Origin of the sequence: Actinocatenispora rupis (assembly GCF_016861975.1) — a bacterium.
Lineage (GTDB): Bacteria > Actinomycetota > Actinomycetes > Mycobacteriales > Micromonosporaceae > Actinocatenispora > Actinocatenispora rupis.
In genome coordinates this window covers 235,652-252,729 of sequence record NZ_BOMB01000012.1, presented here as the reverse complement: position 1 = coordinate 252,729, position 17,078 = coordinate 235,652, and the positions used below count along the sequence as shown (strand labels likewise).

Sequence of the window (17,078 nt, the reverse complement as noted above, 5' to 3'; positions counted from 1 at the left end):
CGGGTCAGGCCGCCGGACCCGGGACGCCGGTGGCCGGAAATCCTGGCGTGCCACCGCTTCCGCCGGGAGCCTCGTCGATGGGAAATCTCGGTGTTCCGCCGGCACAAGCGGCTGGGCCGGGGGCGTCGTCGACCGGGCAACCCGCAATGACGCCGGGGGCCGGGAACCCTGGCGTACCAACGGTTCCGCCGGGTGGGTACCCCGCCGTGTCGGCCGGCGGAGGCCCCGGGGTGCCGCCGGGACCGCCGCGGCCGCCAGTACCCGGGGGACGTGGGTCGTGGGGCGGGATGGGGCCGCTCGGCTGGGTGCTGGTCGGGGTGCTGGTGGCGGGGCTGTTCGCGGTGGCCGCGTCGGGTACGTCGGTGCTGGCGCCGCTGCGGCACGGTCGGCCGGACCGGGTGGCGATGCTGGTGTTCGCGGGCGTGGTGGTCGGTGCCGGGCTGGTGACCGCGGTGCTGGTGACGGTCGTGGCGCACCTGGTGTTGCGGACGAGGCCGGGCGGTCAGCGGTGGTCGGCCACGCTGCGGGTCGCGGTGCCGGTGACGGTGGTGGCGTTGGCGCTGCTGGCGCTGGTCGGTATCGCGCGCACGGGCATGGCCCCGGCGGTACCGCGGGCGGCGGCGCCGTCGCGCTCACCCACGCCCTCGCCGTACGTGTCGGGGCGGGCGCGGGCGGGCGGCACGCTGGCGTACCCGCAGGGCAGCGCGCGGGTGGGCGACTTCGACCACGACGGCACGCCCGACATCGGCGTGGACCTGGACGGTGACGGCCGGATCGACGCGATCGTGGTGCGCGGATCCGACTCCACCGCGCGGGTCGGCCCCGGCCGGATGTACCTGGAGCGCCGTGACGGGCACTGGGTGGGGGCGGTGGACCAGGACGGCGACGGCGTCATCGACGGGTACGTGGACCTGGACCGTGACGGGGACGGCCGGATCGACGCCGGGCCGGGGATGTCGCGGGCGGACGTCGACCGCTGGCTGAAGTCGCTGCCCGTACTGCCGGCCGGTGCGACGCCGCCGCCGGTGGAGACCTCGGGACCGGCACCGGCCGCGGCGACGCCGGACGCGCCGAAACCGACGAAGCGCAGCGCGTTCGCCGGGCTGGACCTGGCTGCGCTGGGCCCGGTCCTCGCCGTACTCCTCGGCGTGGTGGTGCTGGCGCTGCTGGTGGGTGGCGGCGTGGTCGTCGCCCGGTCGATGAGGTGGGCTCCGCGGCGCGCGGTGCCGCCGGCGGCGCCGGACGAGCTGGCGCAGGCCCGCGAGGCGATGGCCGCGACGGTGGTGCACAGCATCGACGCGATGCTCGCCGACCCCGATCCGCGTACCGCCGTGATCGGGGCGTACGCGCGGCTGCTGGAGGGGCTCGCCGCGTGCGGCCTCGCCCGGTACGAGCACGAGGCGCCGATGGAGCACCTGCGCCGCGTGCTGTCCGACCTGCGGGTACGGCCGGAACCGTTGCGGGCGTTGACGGAGCTGTTCGAGCGGGCCCGGTTCTCGCCGCACCCGCCGACCGGCGCGGACCGGGACGCGGCGCTCGCCGCGTTGCGCGAGGCGGCGACCGACCTGGCCGCCGTGGCACCGACCGGGGTGGCGTGATGCCAGGGCTGAGCGAGGCGCGCAGTACGCTGGCCCGCCGCGGCGCCGTCACCGCCGTGGTGCTGAGCCTTGCGGCGGTGGGGATCGCGCTGGCCTGGCCGGCCGCCGCCGAGACGGTACTGCGGGCGCTGCTCGTGGTCCTCGCCGCCGGCGGTACGGCGTGGCTGCTGGGGCGGGTCGGCTGGCCGGCGCGGTCGGACCTGACGTCCGCGCCGTTCCGTACACCGGACGAGGAGAGCGTCCGCCGGCAGCTACCGACCGGGCTGCGCAACATCGCCGACGACCTGTCCGCCGACGTCCGCGCCGCCACCGGCAACGCCATCCCGTACTCGGTGCGCGGCACGCTGCGCGACGAGCTGCGCCGCCGGCTCGCCGGCAAGTACGGGCTCGATCCGACGGAGCCGACGCACGTGGGCCGGATCCAGGCCCTGATCTCGCCGCCGGCCTGGATGCTGTTCCAGCCGCCGCCGCGCGCGGCGGGCGGCCACCGGCTGAGCCTGGACCAGCCGATCCACCTGCGCCACCTCGGCACGATTCTCGACGACCTGGAGAGACTGTGAACGACCACCCGCCGGCCGCCACCCCCGCCTTCGGTGCGCCGCCACCCGGCAGCGGATTCGTCAGCCCCGGCGGTACGGCCGGGTACGCCGGCGTCCCCGGCGCCGTCACCGACACCATCCCCGGCGGTGGCGGCACCGGCTCGATCCCGGGCGGTGGCAACGAATCCGCGCCGGGCGGCGCGGTGCCGGATGCCGCGGCGCAGGGGGCGAGCGTGGCCGGGACCGCGGCCGCCGCGAAGCGGATCCTGGACGAGGTGGAGCGCGCCGTGGTCGGCAAGCGCCCCGTCCTCCACCTCGTACTCGCCGGGTTGCTCGCCGACGGGCACGTCCTGCTGGACGACCTGCCCGGGGTCGCGAAGACGCTGCTGGCGCGGTCGTTCGCGGCGGTGGCGGGGCTGGAGTTCCGGCGGTTGCAGCTGACGCCGGACGTGCTGCCGGCGGACATCACCGGCACGATGGTCCTCGACCTCGGTACGAACACGCCGGTGTTCCGGCCGGGTCCGGTGTTCGCGCAGCTGATCCTCGCCGACGAGGTGAACCGGGCGCCGGCGAAGACGCAGGCCGCGCTGCTGGAGGCGATGCAGGAGCGGCAGGTGACGATGGACGGCACCACGCACCGGCTGCCGCGACCGTTCCTGACGATCGCCACGCAGAACCCGATCGAGTCCGAGGGCACGTACCCGCTGCCGGAGGCGCAGCTGGACCGCTTCATCCTGCGTACCGGGGTGGGTTATCCGGGGCCGGACGACGAGCTGGAGCTGCTGACCGCGCGGCTCACCCGCGGGCAGGACGACGTGGACCTGACGCCGGTGGTCACCGCGGAGCAGTTCCGGGCCATGCAGGCGAGCCTGGAGCAGGTGCACGTCGACCGCAGCATCGCGCAGTACGCGGTGGCTCTGGTGACGGCGACCCGGTCGGACAAGCAGCTGGAGGTCGGGTCGAGCCCGCGCGGGTCGCTCGCGCTGGTGAAGCTGGCGCGCGCCAGCGCGGTCCTCGCCGGCCGCGACTTCACCACCCCGGACGACATGCGCGCCATCGCCGTCCCCGCGCTCGCGCACCGGGTCGTACTCCGGTCGGAGGCGTGGGCCCGCCGGATCTCGCCGGACGCCGTGGTCCGCGAGATCGTCGACCGCGTCCCGGCGCCGAACTGGCGATGACCGAATCCACCGGCAAGGTGCTGTCCCCGCGCCGGGACGGCCGCCTCCTGCCGTACGTCGCGGTCGCGGTCGGCGCGCTCGTCGTGGCGCTGCTGACCGGGAAGCCGGCGCTGGTGGCGCTGGCGGTGCCGTTCCTGCTGGCGTTGGGTGTCGGGTTGGCGCGGACCGGTCCGCTGCGGGTGTCGGCCCGGCTCGACGTGGACACCACGCAGCTGCTGGAGGGCGACCGGGTGCACGGCGCGGTCACCCTCGACTGGCCCGGCCGCCTCGACCTGGAAGTACTCGTGCGCACGCCGGGCGGCATGGTCGCGGTGCAGCCGGATCCGTTGCGGTGGACGCTGTCCGCCGCCACCGGACCGGTACGGCTGCCCGTGGTGCTGGGCGCCGCGCACTGGGGCCGGCACGTCGTCGGCGAGGTGTGGGTCCGGGCCCGCGCGCCCCGCGGGCTGCTGGTGTGGCAGGGCCGCGTCGCCGTCGGCCCGACGCTCCGGGTACTGCCGCAGGTGGAGCGGCTGAACCGGCTGCTCGACCCGGCCGAGTCGCGGGCCGTCGCCGGGGTGCACCCGTCGCCGCGGATCGGTGACGGGTACGAGTTCGCCGAGCTGCGGCCGTACACGCCGGGCGACCGGCTGCGCGACCTGAACTGGGGCGCCACCGCCCGGCACGGCCGGCCGTACGTGAACCGGCACCATCCCGAGCTGTCCGGGGAGGTCGTCATCGTGCTCGACACGTACACGGACGGGACGACCGAGGTACTGGCGCGGGTGGCGCGCGCGGCGTGGGCCATCGCCTCGGTCCACCTGCAGGCCGGTGACCGGGTCGGCGTGATCGGCCTCGGCGGCCGGTGGCGCCAGCTGAACCCGGCCGGCGGCCAGCGCGCCCGCTACCAGTTGCTGTCGACGCTGCTCGCGATCGGCGGCGACGCGGTGGACACCACCAGCCACAGCTGGGTGCCGCACCGCCTGCCCGTACCGGAGTCGGCGCTGGTGATCGCGCTGACCCCGCTGTACCGGCGGAACGTGGTGCAGGTGTGCCAGGACTGGCGGGCCCGCGGCCGTGCCGTGGCCGTCGCCGTACTGGACGCGCGGGACGTGCTGCCGCGACCGACCTCCGAGCTGGACGTGACCGCGCGCCGGCTGTGGCAGCTGGAGATCGAGCGCCGGCGCGCCGCGCTGACCGACGTCGGCATCCCGGTGGTGAGCGTGGGACGGGACGGGCTGGCCCGGTCGGTGGTCACCGGGCTGCGGCACGCCGGCCGCGCCCACACCGTACGGACCGGCCGGTGAACGGGCCGCGGGTCGCGCTCGCCGCCGGTTCGCTGGCGTGCGTGGTGGCGGCGAACACGATCGGTGTCGTGCTCGGTCCTGCGCAGCCGCGGCCGCTGATCGCGGTGTGCGCGCTGTTCGCGGCCGGTGCCGCGCTCTTCGCGCTGCTGTCCCGGGAGGACCGGGTCGGCCTGGCGCTCGCGGCGAGCCTCCCCGCCGTACTCGCGCTGATGGCGGCGGACGAGGCGTGGCTGGTCGGCCCGCTCGGCGTGCTGCTGCTGGGCGCCGCGGAGCTGTGCGCGTGGAGCTGGGAGCAGCGCGGCGCCGGTCCGGACCCGCGCCTGCCGGTGCGCCGGCTCGCCAGATCGGCCGTACTGTGCGGGATCGGGCTCGTCGTGTCGCTGCTGTGCTACGCGCTCGGGCGGCTGCATCCGTGGTCGGGCACGCTCGCGGTGTTCGTCGCCGCGGTCGGCGTGGCCGTCGTCGTCTGGGTCGTCACCCGCGCCGCCGGCCGGGACCGGCAGCCGGGCGACCCACCGGGTACCTGAGCGCGGGCAGGTGGAGACTGGTCGGCATGGTGGTGTTGCACGGGCGGGTGGCGTCGGGGATCGGTGACTTCGGGCGCTGGGCCGAGCGATACCGGGACGTGTACGCGGAGTACACGGGGATGGCGCTGTATCCGGGGAGCCTCAACGTGGTGCTGACCGAGCCGTGGTCGCTGCCGGCGGAGCGGATCCACGTGGCCGCCGACGAGGTCGGCACCGGGGTGAACCTGGTGCCGTGCCGGGTGTTCGACCGGCCCGCGTTCCTGATGCGCACCGACCGGAACGAGCACGGCACCGGCGACCACCCGCGTACGGTCCTGGAGATCGTCGCGGACGTACGGCTGCGCGACCTGTTCGGGCTCGCGGACGGTGACCCGGTCGAGGTGACCGTCGGGGCGTAAATCCCTTGCCGCGACTGGCTTTCCGCCGGCACGATCGCCGTCGTGGGTCGAGGGTTCCTGGCACCGGACGGCGTGCGCGGGCTGGTCGCGGAGCGGTTCGGGACGGACCGGCGGGTGACCCGGCTGGACCGGCTCACCGGCGGCAGCAAGAAGGGCGTCTACCGGCTCGCCCTCGACGACGGGACGACCGCGGTGCTCTACCGCTGGTCGCCCGCGGAGAACTTCTGGCCGGCGCCGCCGCCGACCGTGCCGGACGACCCGTTCACCGACGCGTCGGGCGCGGACCTGTTCGCGGCCAGCCACGCCGCCCTCACCGCCGCCGGAGTACGGGTGCCGCGGCTGCTGCTGCTCGACCGTACCCGCCGCCACGTCGACGCGGACGTCGCGCTGGTGGAGGACGCCGGCGGCCGTACGCTGGAGGCGGTGGTGGCGGACGAGCCGGACGCGGTCGCGCTCGCCAGGTTCCGCGACGAGTTGCGCCGGATGCGTTGTGCCACAAGCGATTCCTGGGGTCGGGTCGGCGATCTCGCCGCGGGCACCGCACCGCAGGCCCGGCGTACCGAGGACGTGGTGGCGGACCGGGCGTCGGTGCACCTGGCCGCGGCCGCCGAGCGCGACGGCCGGATCGCCGCCGCCGCCGACCGCATCGCCGCACACCTGCGCGGGCTGCGCGCGGCGGTCCGACCGCGACGCCGCTTCTCCCTGGTACACGGGGAACTCGGGCCGGACCACGTCCTCGTCACCGCCGCCGGCGAGCCGGTGCTGATCGACATCGAGGGCCTCGCGTACTTCGACGCAGAGTGGGAACACGCGTGGCTGGCGATGCGCTTCGGCGACGCGTACCGGGTGCTGCGGCCGGACGGGCTGGACCCGGCGCGCCTCGCCCTGTTCGAGTACGCGCAGGCGCTGTCGCTCGTCGAGGGCCCGCTGCGGATCGCGGCCACCGACTTCCCGGACCGCCAGTGGATGCTGGACCTCGCCGAGCACCACATCGGCAGGGCCCTCGCCGCCCTCTGACCGCGAACCCGGCCGGAAACCCTTGCGGTGTAAAGGACTCAGCGCCCGCGGCGGTGAGCAGCGCGACGCCGCGGCTGGCGCCGGACGCGCGTCGGCGGTCGGTGAATCCGTCCGTCCACTATGGATCCCCGATGAGGTGCCTACCGCGGCGTCGGGGTAGCCGAGGTGAGGTGGCGGGCGGCGGCGTGCAGGCGGTCGACGACCTCCGGGTCGGCGTCGATCTCGCAGTCGGCGCCGAGCGCGGCCGCCGCGGACACGTGCTGTACGACGAGCGTCAGGCTGTCGGCGCTGACCCGCGCCGCGCACCGGTCCGGCCCGGTCGCGGTGACCTGCCAGGACATCGGCCCGGGTACGGCGGAGCGGACGACCTCGGCGGGCAGCGCGATCCGCACGTGCGCCGTGTACCGGTAGCGGGCGGACGCGAACGACCGCGCCAGGTACGCGGCGGGGTCGGTGTCCGGCAGCGCGCGCCGGCGGAACCGGTGCCGGGTGCTGGCGACATCGTCCACCCGGTCCACCCGGAACGTGCGCCAGTCGTCGCGGTCGGCGTCCCACCCGATCAGGTACCAGTTGTCGCGCAGGGTCAGCAGGTGGTGCGGCTCGACCCGGCGTACGCCGGCGGTGGCGGACCGGCCGCGGTAGGCGAACGTGACGACCTCGGCGTCCCGGCAGGCGGCGGCGAGCGTCGCCAGGACGTCCGGGTCGGTACCGGCGGCCTGCCGGTGCGGGACCGCGGCGACGGTGTCGGCCATCCGGGCGAGCTGCGGCCGCAACCGGGCGGGGAGTACCCGGGTGAGCTTGGCGAGGGCCTGCGTGCAGCCGTCCTCGATCCCGGGCGCGGCGGTGGCCAGCGCGAGCGCGACCGCGACGGCCTCCTCGTCGTCGAGCAGCAGCGGCGGCAGCTGCTGCCCGGACTCCAGCCGGTACCCGCCGGCGGTGCCGGTGGTGCCGGCGACCGGGTAGTCCAGCTCGCGGAGGCGGTGCACGTCGCGGCGCAGCGTGCGCTCGGTGACGCCGAGCCGGTCGGCGAGGTCGCGGCCGGACCACTCGCGCCGGCCCTGGAGCAGGGACAGCAGGCGCAGCAGCCGGCCGGGCATCGCGCTGCGGGGTGCCCGGGTGGTCATCACACCAGCGTGCCACGCGTTCCGGACACGTTAGGACCGGAAGCCGCCGTACGGTGCGGGCATGAACGACATGGCGACACTGCTCAGCGACGTCGACGGAGAAGTACTGGTGCCCGGCGACGACGGGTACGACACGGTTGGTACCGGGTTCCAGCTGCGTGACCCGCACCGTCCGGATGCGGTGGTGCGGGCGACCTGCCCGGCCGACGTCCAGGCCGCGGTACGCGTCGCGGCGGAGCGGCGGCTGCCGGTCGCCGTCCAGGCCACCGGGCACGGCCGCGCCGCGGGACTGGACGGTGGGCTGCTGGTCGCCACCGGCCGGATGGACACCGTCCGCGTCGACCCCGACCGGCGGTACGCGGAGGTGGCCGCGGGCGCCACCTGGCAGCAGGTCGTCGACGCGACCACACCGTACGGGCTGGCGCCGCTGTCGGGCAGCTTCCCGAAGCTGGGCGCCGTGCCGTACACGCTGGGCGGCGGGATCGGGCTGCTGTCCCGGCGGTACGGCTTCGCCGCCGACCACGTACGGGCGGTGCAGGTGGTCACGCCGGACGGTCGGCTCCGGCACGTCGACCCCGACACCGAGCCCGACCTGTACTGGGGGCTGCGCGGTGGCGGCGGCAACCTCGGGATCGCCACGTCGATGCGGATCGGCCTGCTGCCCGTCGACCGGATCCACGGCGGCGCGCTCAGCTTCGACGCCGAACGCGACCCGCACGTGGCGGCCGGCTGGTGGCGCTGGACCCGCGACCTCCCCGAGGGCATGACCTCGGCGTACGGCATGGTGCCGTACCCGGATCTGCCGATGTTCCCGCCGGAACTGCGCGGCCGGGTGATCTCCCGCGTGCAGGTCTGCTGGTCCGGCCCGGCCGACGAGTTCGCGTCGCTGGTCGCGCCGCTGCGCCGGCTCGGTACCTGCCTGGCCGACACCCTGCGCGAGCTGCCGTACCGGGAGTCCGGGTCGGTGTTCGCCGAGCCGGACCGGGCGCACCCGTACCGGTCGTCGGTGGTGCTGCTGCCGGACCTGGACGAGGCGGGGCTGGCCGACCTGCACACCGCGACGGTCGCCACCCGCTCCACGGTCGTTGGGATCCGGCACCTGGGCGGCGCCATGGGCCGACCCGCGGCGGTACCGAATGCGGTGGGGCACCGGGACGCCGGCTACCTGGTGTCGGTGCTGTCGGCGGGGGAGTCCGTGACCTCCGCCGAGCTGACCGGGCTGCTCGGCGGGTGGCCGGCGCGGTCGCTCGGCCGGTCGCTCAACTTCAGCTTCGGCCCGCTCACCCCCGACCAGGTACGCGAGGGCTTCGACCCGGCGGACGCGCGGCGCCTCGGCGAGCTGCGCGCGGCGTACGACCCGGACGGGTTGCTGCGGCCGAACCACCCGGTCCCGACGCCCTGAGCGTCACACGTCCGCGCGGATCGCAGCGACCGCGCCCGGCCAGTCCGCCACCACCGTCGCCCAGTCCGGTACGTCCACCGGCTCGTCGTCGCACCCGCCGGTGAACAGGTACCGGTGGTCGACGGTGGTGAGGTCGGCGAGGACGTCGAGCCGGTCGTCGACGAAGTGCGTGACGCCCAGCCGCGCGCACACCGGTGCCTTGTCGGCGCGCGCCCGGACGACGTGCACGTGCTCCGCCGCGATCCCGGTACGGGCGAAGAATCCGTGGTGGTGCAGCCACGCGACGGTGTTCGCCGCGACCTTCGGCCCGCACTTGGACACCACGTGTACCCGGCCGGCGAACGGCCCGGCGGTGAGCTCGGCGAGCGCCTCGAACACCCCGTCCACCGCCGCGGTACGCAACGGCTGCGTACCGAAGAAGGAGGTGTCCTCGCTGGTGTCGGCGCGCTGGACGAGTACCCCGCCGACGTCCACGCCGAGGGTGGGCGGGCGTCCCCGCGTGGTTCGCACCATGGCCGGTCACCGTACCGGGAGGGTCGTCAGATTGTGATGCGGTGGGTGGCGAGGGCGACGATGCCGGCGGTGGCGCCGGCGAGCGAGGCGGCGAGCAGCACCAGCTCGGCCGGGGAGAACAGCCGGCGCCGCTGCTCGCGCCGGGTCAGGACGAGCAGCACCGTGGCCGGGGCGTACGCGACGAGGGAGACGAGGACGAGGCGGGGCCCGGCGGCGTACAGGAGGAAGAGGCTGTATCAGGCGGCGAGGGCGCCGACGACGCCGTCCCGGAGCCGGCCGCGCGCGGGTTCGGCGCCGGTGACGGCGAGGCGGACCGCGAAGCCGGCGACGAGCAGGAACGGGACCAGCGTCAGCGCGCTGGTGAGGTCGAACGCGGCGCTGAACGCGTCCCCCGAGACGGCGGTGACCACGAGCATTCCCTGTACCAGCACCGTCGTCGCGAGCAGCGCCCCGGTCGGCGTGCCGGCCGCGTTGGTACGGCACAGGACGCGGGGCAGGCCGCCACGGTCGGCGGCGACCGACAGCACCTCGGTGGCGAGCAGCGTCCACGCCAGGTACGCGCCGAGTACCGCGAGGACCAGCGCGACGCCGACGAACGCCGCACCCCACCGGCCGACCGCCGATTCGAGTACGCCGCCCATCGAGGGCTGCCGCAGCGTCGCGATCCGGTTCATCGACAGCAGCCCGTACGAGAGGATCGGCACGGCGGCGAGCAGGACGAACCCGGCGAGGAAGCCGAGGACCGTGGCGCGCCCAATGTCGGTGCGCCGCCGCGCGTGCCGGGAGAACACCGCCGCGGCCTCCACCCCGAGGAACACGAACACGAGCACGGACGTCGCCGAGCGCACCTGGTGCGGCATAGTACCGGTGTAGTCGGCGCCGCCGAGGTTGTCGGTGAACACGTCGGGCTGGAAGGACACGGCGGCGAGGACGAGGAAGACCACGATCGGCACGACCTTGACGGCGGTGACGACCCGGTTCACCGCCGCGGCGCGGCCCGTTCCGTTGCGTACCAACAGGAAGCAGGACCAGACGCCGACCGAGGAGACGGCGGTGGCGGCCGGGGTGGCACCACCGGCGAGCGCCGGCAGCACGGTGCCGAGCGTCGCCGTCGCCAGCAGCCAGTACGTCACGCTGCCGACGCACACGCTCGCCCAGTAGCCGAACACCGCGAACGTCCCGACGTACTCGCCGAACCCGGCGCGGGCGTACGCGTACACGGCGCCGTCCAGGTCGGGCCGGCGGACGGCGAGGCCGCGGAAGACCAGCACCAGCGCGGCCGTCCCGGCACCGGCGACGGCGTACCCGACCAGCGTCCCGGTCACCCCGCTGACCTCGGCGAACCGGCTCGGCAGCGAGAACACCGCGGCGTTCAGCAGCGCGCCGAGCACCAGCGCGGTCAGCGTCGACACCGGCACGCCGGCACCCCGTGTCACGCCCATCCGCCCACCTCCGCCACGCGGTACCGGACGGACGACAGTGAACCCCGTCGATGTCCCGCGCGACAGCCCCGGAACCCGGTCATGGCGAGTAGCGGTAGCCGATGCCGGGTTCGGTCACGATGTAGCGCGGGCGGGCGGGGTCGGGTTCGAGCTTGTGGCGCAGGTTCGCGACGTGCACCCGCAGGTAGTTCGTCTGCCCCTGGTACGCCGGGCCCCACACCTCCGTGAGCAGCCACCGCTGCGTACAGAGCTGGTCCGGGTGCCGTACGAGCAGCTCCAGCAGGTGCCACTCGGTCGGGGTCAGGCGCGTCTCGCCGCCGGCCCGGGTGGTGGCGCGCTTGGCGGCCAGGTCGATCGTGAACGCGTCGGTACGTACCACGGGCGAGTCGGCCGCGGCCGGCGCCGCCCGGCGCAGCGCGGCGCGCAGCCGAGCCAGCAGCTCACCCATCCCGAACGGCTTGGTCACGTAGTCGTCGGCACCGGCGTCCAGCGCGTCGATCTTGGCGCGTTCGCTGTCCCGGGCGGACAGTACGAGGATCGGCGCGGTCAGCCACGCCCGCAGCCCGGCGACCACGTCGACGCCGTCGAGGTCGGGCAGCCCGAGGTCGAGTACCACCAGGTCGGGCGGGGCGTCGGCGGCCGCGGCCAGCCCGGACGTACCGTCGACCGCGGTGGCCACCTCGTACCCGCGGGTGGCGAGATTGATCCGCAGCGCCCGGAGCAGCTGCCGGTCGTCGTCGACGACGAGGATGCGCGTCACGGCGGATCCGTTGCGGCCAAAGGGATCCGGAGCGTCATGGTGAGCCCGCCGCCGGGGGTGTCGGTCGGCGTGAGGGTGCCGTCGGTGGCCTCGGTGAAGCCGCGCGCGATGGCCAGCCCCAACCCCAGCCCGCCGTCCGCCGTCCGGTCGCCGAGCCGCTGGAACGGCGTGAAGATCCGTTCCTTGTCCGCATCCGGTACTCCCGGCCCGCGGTCCACGATCCGCAGCCGGACGTACCCGCCGTCCGTACGGCCGACCAGGCGTACCGGATGGTCGGGGGTGGAGACGGCGCGCGCGTTCGCGACCAGGTTGGCGACCACGCGTTCCAGCAACCCCGCGTCCGCCCGTACCAGCGGGAGGTCGTCGGGCACGTCCACGTCGACCGGTACCGAATCGGCGGGCAGGTGCATCAGCGCGGCGGCGACCACCGCGTCCAGCGGTACCGGACGGGGGTGGGCGATCACCGCACCGGCGGACAACCGGCTCATCGACAGCAGGTTGTCCACGAGCGCGGTCAGCCGGTCGGTGGACTCCTCGACCGTGGCGAGCAGTTCGGCGGTCACGTCCGGCGGAAACTCGATGTCCGGCGCGCGCAGGCTGGACACCGCCGCCTTGATCGACGCCAGCGGCGTACGCAGGTCGTGGCCGACCGCGGCCAGCAGCGCCGCGCGCAACCGGTCCACCTCGGCCAGCTGCCTCGCCCGGGCAGCCTCGTCGGACAGCCGGTGCGCCTCCAAGGTGCGGGCCGCCGCGGCGGCGATCCGGGCGAGCGCGCCGCGGTCCTCGGCGAACACCGGCGGTCCCCAGCCGACCAGCCGCAGCCCCGCACCGGCCGACGCCGAGATCGCCGGCTCGGCGTCACCGGACTCGCCGACCCGTGCCACGACCCGCTCCCCGGTACCGTCGTCCTCCAGCAGCGCCGCGGCGGTCATGCCGAACATCCGGCGTACCGCGTCGAGCAGGTCGGGCAGCGACTGCTCGGCCGCGGGCCGGGTGGTGGCGCGCGCCAGTACGGCGGCCTCGGCGTCCCGTCGCGCGGCCCGCTCCCGCTGGCGTACGGCGGCGTCCACGGCGACCGCGACGGTGGCCGCCACCAGCACGTACACCACGAGCACGATGACGTTGTCGCCCCGCTCGACCACGAACGTGCGGTACGGCGGGACGAAGAAGAAGTTGAGCGCCAGATCGGCCAGTACGGCAGTGCCCAGGCCCGGCCACACGCCGCCGGTCACCGCCGCGGCGAGTACCGGGACGAGCAGCAGCAGGGACAGCGCCGCCACCGACACGTCGGCCCGGAACGGCGTCAGCGCGACCGTCAGTACGGCCAGGCCCGCCACGCCGAGCGCGCCCGCCCACAGCCGCCGGAACCCGCCGCGGGACCGCATACGTGCAGTATGCGAGCGCACCGCCGCCCCCGGGTACGGTCGCCGCCCGGTTCGCACCGACCCGGCGCCGTTCCGCCCCGCGACGCCCGCGCGTGCCCGTCCGGTACCGGACGCGCCGCACCGCCCCGGTCCCACCGCGGCGCGTCCCGGCGGGCCCGGCCGTCACGCCGCGGGTACGGCAGGCGGTCGTGACGCGCGGCCGGCGGCGGTGCGGGCCGAACGCAGCCGCCACGGCACGCTGGTGACCATCACGCCGGCCTCGAACAGCAGCCGGGCCTTGAGCCGCAGCGCGCTCTGGTTGTGCAGCAACTGCTCCCACCAGCGCCCCACCACGTACTCCGGGACGTACACCACGGTCACGTCGCGCGGCCCGCTGGTGTGCTGCGAGTGCACGAAGTCCAGGACCGGCCGGGTGATGTCCCGGTACGGCGAGTCCAGCACCGTCAGCGGCACCGGGATGCCCCGGTCGGCCCATTCGGCCTGCAGCGCCGCCGCCTCCCCGGTACCGGTGGCGACGGTCAGCGCGGTCAGCGAGTCCGGCCGGGTGGCCCGCGCGTACGCGAGGGCGCGCAGGGTCGGCTTGTGGATCCGGGACACCAGCACGACCGCGTGCACCCGCGGCGGCAGGACGACACCGCCGGGCTCGGGCGCGAGTTCGTCGTCGACCCGCCGGTAGTGCCGGCTGATCCCGCGCATCAGCAGGAACACCAACGGCATCGCGATCACCACCAGCCACGCGCCGTGGCTGAACTTGCTGACGAGCACGACCACCAGTACCACGGCGGTGACGGTGGCACCGACCGCGTTGACGGCCCGGGACCGGTGCAGCCGCCGCCGTTCCCGGCGGTCGCGTTCGGTGGCCAGCACCCGGGACCAGTGCCGCACCATCCCGAACTGGGACAGCGTGAACGACACGAACACGCCGACGATGTACAGCTGGATCAGCCGGGTGGTGCTCGCGTCGAACGCGGCGATCAGCCCGCCCGCGAGCAGCGCCAGGATGATGATCCCGTTGCTGAACACCAGCTTGTCGCCGCGCCGGCCGAACTGCCGCGGCAGGAAGCCGTGCGAGCCCAGGATCGATGCCAGGATCGGGAACCCGTTGTACGCGGTGTTCGCGGCCAGGATCAGGATCAGCGCGGTGAACGCCTGTACCAGGTAGAACAGCGGCGACGCGCCGCCGAACACGGCCGCGGCGAGCTGCGCGATCACCGTCCGCTGCTGGTATCCGGCCGGTGCGCCGATCAGCCGCGCCGGGTTGTCCGCGATCCGTACGTGCGCGGCGACGGCCAGCGCGGTGATCCCGGCGAACATCGCGATCGTCATCGCGCCCATGACCGCCAGGGTCGTCGCGGCGTTCCTCCCCTTGGGAGGCCGGAAGTTCGGCACCCCGTTGCTGACCGCCTCCACCCCGGTCAGCGCGGTGCAGCCCTGGGAGAACGCGCGCAGCACGATCGCCAGCGCCAGCAGCCCCGTCAGGTGCCCGGCCGGCGCGATCCGGTACGCCGCGGACTCGGCGACCGGCGGCGTACCCACCGCCATCCGTACCGCGCCGGTGCCCAGCATCAGGAACACCATCACCACGAACCCGTACGTCGGGACCGCGAACAGGCTGCCCGACTCGCGCAGCCCGCGCAGGTTCGCCACGGTCAGCACGAGGACCATGGCCAGCGACAGCGGCACCGCGTACCGGCCGAGCGACGGGAACGCCGAGACCACGTTCGCCACCCCGGCAGCCACCGACACCGCCACCGTCAGCACGTAGTCGATCAGCAGCGCGCTCGCGGCGACGAGCGCGGCGCTCTGCCCCAGGTTGGCGCGGCTCACCGCGTACGCCCCGCCGCCGGTGGGGTAGGCGTGGCAGGTCTGCCGGTACGACAGGACGACGACCGCCAGCAGCAGCACCACCCCCGCCGCCACCGCCCACGTCAGGTGCAGCAGCGCCAGCCCGCCGACGCTCAACGCCAGCAGGATCTCCTCCGTCGCGTACGCGTTGGACGACAGCGGATCGCTGCAGAACACCGGCAGCGCGAGCCGCTTGGGCAGCAGCGTCTCGCGCAGCTGGTCGCTGCGCATCGCGCGGCCCACGAGCAACCGCTTCGGTAGCGTCGTCACACCACCAGTCAAGGCGCTGCACCGGTACCCGCCGGTCTTCTTGACGCGCCCTTGACACCGCCCACGCCGAACTTGACGCGTACCTGACGCGCCGCTTCCGCGCCCCTGCCCCGATCCCGGACCGCGTATCCGTGGCGCACCTCGGCCCGTTCCGTGGTGCGGTCCCGGGCCCGGTTCGTGGCGTGGTCCCGGGCCCGTTGCTTGGCGCGACTCCGGGCCCCGTACCGTGGCGCGGCCCCGGGCCGTTCCGTGGCGCTGCGGCGGGAAGCGCCGGCGCGGTCGTCAGGCGCGGTAGCCGAGGACGGTCATCATGCCGGACTCCGCGTGGTACACGTTGTGGCAGTGGATCATCCACAGCCCCGGGTTGTCGGCGTCGAACTCGGCGACCACCGTCTCGTTCGGCAGTACGATCGCGGTGTCCTTGCGCGGCCCGCCCGCCCCGCCGAGCGCGAACGAGTGCCCGTGCAGGTGCATCGGGTGCCACATCGACGTCTCGTTCACGAACCGCAGCCGCACGCGTTCCCCGCCCTCCACCGGGATCCGGTACGCCGGGTCGTAGCGCCGCCCGTCGATCGTCCACTCGTACGTGGACATGGAACCGGCCAGCCGCAGCGTGACCGTACGGTCCGGCCGGCGCCGGGCGAGGCGTACCGCTGGGGTGGCGGCGAGCTGCCGGTAGCCGAGCACCTTCCGCTCCAGTTCCGCGGGCCGGGTCGACGCCGACGGCGCCCGGCCGGCACCGGTACGCACGATCCCCAGTGCCGCACCGCCCTTGCCCTCGGCCAGCGCCACCAGCGGAAACACCCCGTCGGCGAGGGTCACGAGCACGTCGTACCGCTCGCCCATGCCGAGCAGCAGCGCGTCGGTGTCCACCGGCTCCACCGGGAACCCGTCCGCGTGCGTCACCCGCAACCGGTGCCCGCCCAGCGCCACCCGGAACGCCGTGTCCCCGCCCGCGTTGACGATCCGCAGCCGCACCCGGGTGCCGGGTTTCGCGCGCAGCGCGTCCGGCGCGTCCGCGGTGCGGCCGTTGAGCAGGAACAGCGGGTAGCGCACGTCCCCGGCGTCGCCGCCGAGCAGCAGGCTCGTCGCCCCCATCAGCATGTACCGCCCGGGATGGCTCATGTCCATGCCGCGGCGCAGCTCCCGCAACACCTCGTCCGGCGTACCGGTGACGCCGTCGAGCCAGTCGTCCAGCACCACCGTCCACTCCTCGTCGTACGCCAGCGGCTCGTGCGGATCCTCCACGACCAGCGCGCCGTACAGGCCGCGGTCCTGCTGCGTACCCACGTGCGGATGGAACCAGTACGTGCCCGGATGCGGTGCGGTGAACCGGTACCGGTGCGACGCGCCCGGTGCGACCGCCGCCTGCGTCACCCCCGGTACGCCATCGGCGTCGTTGCGCAGCGCCACCCCGTGCCAGTGCAGCGTCGTCGGCTCCGGCAGATCGTTGCGCAGCACCGCATCGAGCTGCTCGCCGGCCCGCAGCCGGATCTCCCGCCCCGGCACCGCATCACCGTAACTCCAGGTCGACACGGTACGCCCGGCCAGGTCCACGGTGCCGCGCCGCGCGTGCAGCCGTACCGACCGGACGGTGCCGGGGTGGCGCCGCCGCTCGGCCGCCGCGACCTCCGCGCCACCGGGCGTGACGTACGCGGGGGAGGGTTGTGTCGCCGCACCCGCCGAGCAGCAGGCCGCCCGTCGCCGCCAGGCCCGCGCCGAGCAGGCCCCGACGGGTCGTCGAACGCATCACGTCGTCACCTCGTTCCGTCGCCGGCACGCGCGAACGCGCCG

At 75.0% G+C, this 17,078-nt stretch carries 16 protein-coding genes; 8 read left to right on the top strand and 8 right to left on the bottom strand.

Annotated features, from left to right (window positions below; translation table 11 throughout):
- The first annotated feature begins 287 nt into the window (after positions 1 to 287).
- From Aru02nite_RS11505 to Aru02nite_RS11475, 7 genes are all read left to right on the top strand, one after another.
- Entirely contained in the window at positions 288 to 1,598 is a 1,311-nt protein-coding gene (locus tag Aru02nite_RS11505) for a DUF4129 domain-containing protein (RefSeq protein ID WP_203657423.1), read from the top strand.
- On the top strand, positions 1,598 to 2,158 hold the full coding sequence (locus Aru02nite_RS11500; protein ID WP_203657422.1) for a hypothetical protein: 561 nt from the start codon (positions 1,598 to 1,600) through the stop codon (positions 2,156 to 2,158). Before Aru02nite_RS11505 ends, Aru02nite_RS11500 begins: the two co-directional genes overlap by 1 nt.
- Positions 2,159 to 2,370: 212 nt before the next feature.
- Positions 2,371 to 3,315 (top strand): AAA family ATPase, encoded by a 945-nt coding sequence (locus Aru02nite_RS11495; RefSeq protein ID WP_203657568.1) that lies wholly within the window; start codon positions 2,371 to 2,373, stop codon positions 3,313 to 3,315.
- The gene (locus tag Aru02nite_RS11490; RefSeq protein WP_203657421.1) at positions 3,312 to 4,601 is read left to right on the top strand and encodes a DUF58 domain-containing protein; all 1,290 of its coding nucleotides are present in this window, start codon (positions 3,312 to 3,314) and stop codon (positions 4,599 to 4,601) included. The genes Aru02nite_RS11495 and Aru02nite_RS11490 overlap by 4 nt, the downstream gene beginning before the upstream one ends.
- Positions 4,598 to 5,128: a hypothetical protein gene (locus Aru02nite_RS11485; protein ID WP_203657420.1), complete on the top strand. Its 531-nt coding sequence runs from the start codon at positions 4,598 to 4,600 to the stop codon at positions 5,126 to 5,128. The genes Aru02nite_RS11490 and Aru02nite_RS11485 overlap by 4 nt, the downstream gene beginning before the upstream one ends.
- 26 nt (positions 5,129 to 5,154) lie before the next feature.
- Positions 5,155 to 5,526 carry a DUF120 domain-containing protein gene (locus Aru02nite_RS11480; RefSeq protein WP_203657419.1) on the top strand — a complete coding sequence of 124 codons (372 nt, stop codon included), beginning with the start codon at positions 5,155 to 5,157 and terminating at the stop codon, positions 5,524 to 5,526.
- Positions 5,527 to 5,568: 42 nt separating this feature from the next.
- Positions 5,569 to 6,543 (top strand): phosphotransferase, encoded by a 975-nt coding sequence (locus Aru02nite_RS11475; RefSeq protein WP_203657418.1) that lies wholly within the window; start codon positions 5,569 to 5,571, stop codon positions 6,541 to 6,543.
- 140 nt (positions 6,544 to 6,683) lie between these two features.
- On the opposite strand, the gene Aru02nite_RS11470 is transcribed toward Aru02nite_RS11475, so the two are convergent.
- Complete coding sequence (locus Aru02nite_RS11470) at positions 6,684 to 7,667, bottom strand: helix-turn-helix transcriptional regulator (protein WP_203657417.1); 984 nt, start codon at positions 7,665 to 7,667, stop codon at positions 6,684 to 6,686.
- A 61-nt stretch (positions 7,668 to 7,728) separates the two neighbouring features.
- Here Aru02nite_RS11470 and Aru02nite_RS11465 point away from each other — a divergent pair, with 61 nt between their 5' ends.
- Complete coding sequence (locus Aru02nite_RS11465) at positions 7,729 to 9,069, top strand: FAD-binding oxidoreductase (RefSeq protein WP_203657416.1); 1,341 nt, start codon at positions 7,729 to 7,731, stop codon at positions 9,067 to 9,069.
- 3 nt (positions 9,070 to 9,072) lie between these two features.
- On the opposite strand, the gene Aru02nite_RS11460 is transcribed toward Aru02nite_RS11465, so the two are convergent.
- The 7 genes from Aru02nite_RS11460 to Aru02nite_RS11435 form a co-directional block, all read right to left on the bottom strand.
- Positions 9,073 to 9,582, bottom strand: coding sequence for a hypothetical protein (locus tag Aru02nite_RS11460; RefSeq protein WP_203657415.1), 510 nt, complete (start codon positions 9,580 to 9,582; stop codon positions 9,073 to 9,075).
- Between the two features lie 26 nt (positions 9,583 to 9,608).
- Complete coding sequence (locus tag Aru02nite_RS37180; protein WP_275408615.1) at positions 9,609 to 9,743, bottom strand: hypothetical protein; 135 nt, start codon at positions 9,741 to 9,743, stop codon at positions 9,609 to 9,611.
- 75 nt (positions 9,744 to 9,818) lie between these two features.
- Positions 9,819 to 11,024 (bottom strand): amino acid permease, encoded by a 1,206-nt coding sequence (locus Aru02nite_RS11455; protein ID WP_203657414.1) that lies wholly within the window; start codon positions 11,022 to 11,024, stop codon positions 9,819 to 9,821.
- Positions 11,025 to 11,103: 79 nt separating this feature from the next.
- Positions 11,104 to 11,784, bottom strand: a complete 681-nt coding sequence (locus tag Aru02nite_RS11450; protein ID WP_203657413.1) for a response regulator — start codon at positions 11,782 to 11,784, stop codon at positions 11,104 to 11,106.
- On the bottom strand, positions 11,781 to 13,169 hold the full coding sequence (locus Aru02nite_RS11445) for a sensor histidine kinase (RefSeq protein WP_203657412.1): 1,389 nt from the start codon (positions 13,167 to 13,169) through the stop codon (positions 11,781 to 11,783). Before Aru02nite_RS11445 ends, Aru02nite_RS11450 begins: the two co-directional genes overlap by 4 nt.
- Before the next feature lie 162 nt (positions 13,170 to 13,331).
- Entirely contained in the window at positions 13,332 to 15,284 is a 1,953-nt protein-coding gene (locus Aru02nite_RS11440) for an APC family permease (RefSeq protein ID WP_239076612.1), read from the bottom strand.
- 282 nt (positions 15,285 to 15,566) lie between these two features.
- Entirely contained in the window at positions 15,567 to 16,793 is a 1,227-nt protein-coding gene (locus Aru02nite_RS11435; protein ID WP_373324860.1) for a multicopper oxidase family protein, read from the bottom strand.
- Positions 16,794 to 17,078 lie beyond the last annotated feature (285 nt).

Coding starts and splice junctions, on each gene's coding strand:
- Aru02nite_RS11460 (WP_203657415.1), bottom strand. CDS start 9,582: ATGGTGCGAACCACGCGGGGACGCCCGCCCACCCTCGGCGTGGACGTC.
- Aru02nite_RS11490 (WP_203657421.1), top strand. CDS start 3,312: ATGACCGAATCCACCGGCAAGGTGCTGTCCCCGCGCCGGGACGGCCGC.
- Aru02nite_RS11480 (WP_203657419.1), top strand. CDS start 5,155: ATGGTGGTGTTGCACGGGCGGGTGGCGTCGGGGATCGGTGACTTCGGG.
- Aru02nite_RS11505 (WP_203657423.1), top strand. CDS start 288: ATGGGGCCGCTCGGCTGGGTGCTGGTCGGGGTGCTGGTGGCGGGGCTG.
- Aru02nite_RS11465 (WP_203657416.1), top strand. CDS start 7,729: ATGAACGACATGGCGACACTGCTCAGCGACGTCGACGGAGAAGTACTG.
- Aru02nite_RS11445 (WP_203657412.1), bottom strand. CDS start 13,169: ATGCGGTCCCGCGGCGGGTTCCGGCGGCTGTGGGCGGGCGCGCTCGGC.
- Aru02nite_RS11500 (WP_203657422.1), top strand. CDS start 1,598: ATGCCAGGGCTGAGCGAGGCGCGCAGTACGCTGGCCCGCCGCGGCGCC.
- Aru02nite_RS11470 (WP_203657417.1), bottom strand. CDS start 7,667: ATGACCACCCGGGCACCCCGCAGCGCGATGCCCGGCCGGCTGCTGCGC.
- Aru02nite_RS11455 (WP_203657414.1), bottom strand. CDS start 11,024: ATGGGCGTGACACGGGGTGCCGGCGTGCCGGTGTCGACGCTGACCGCG.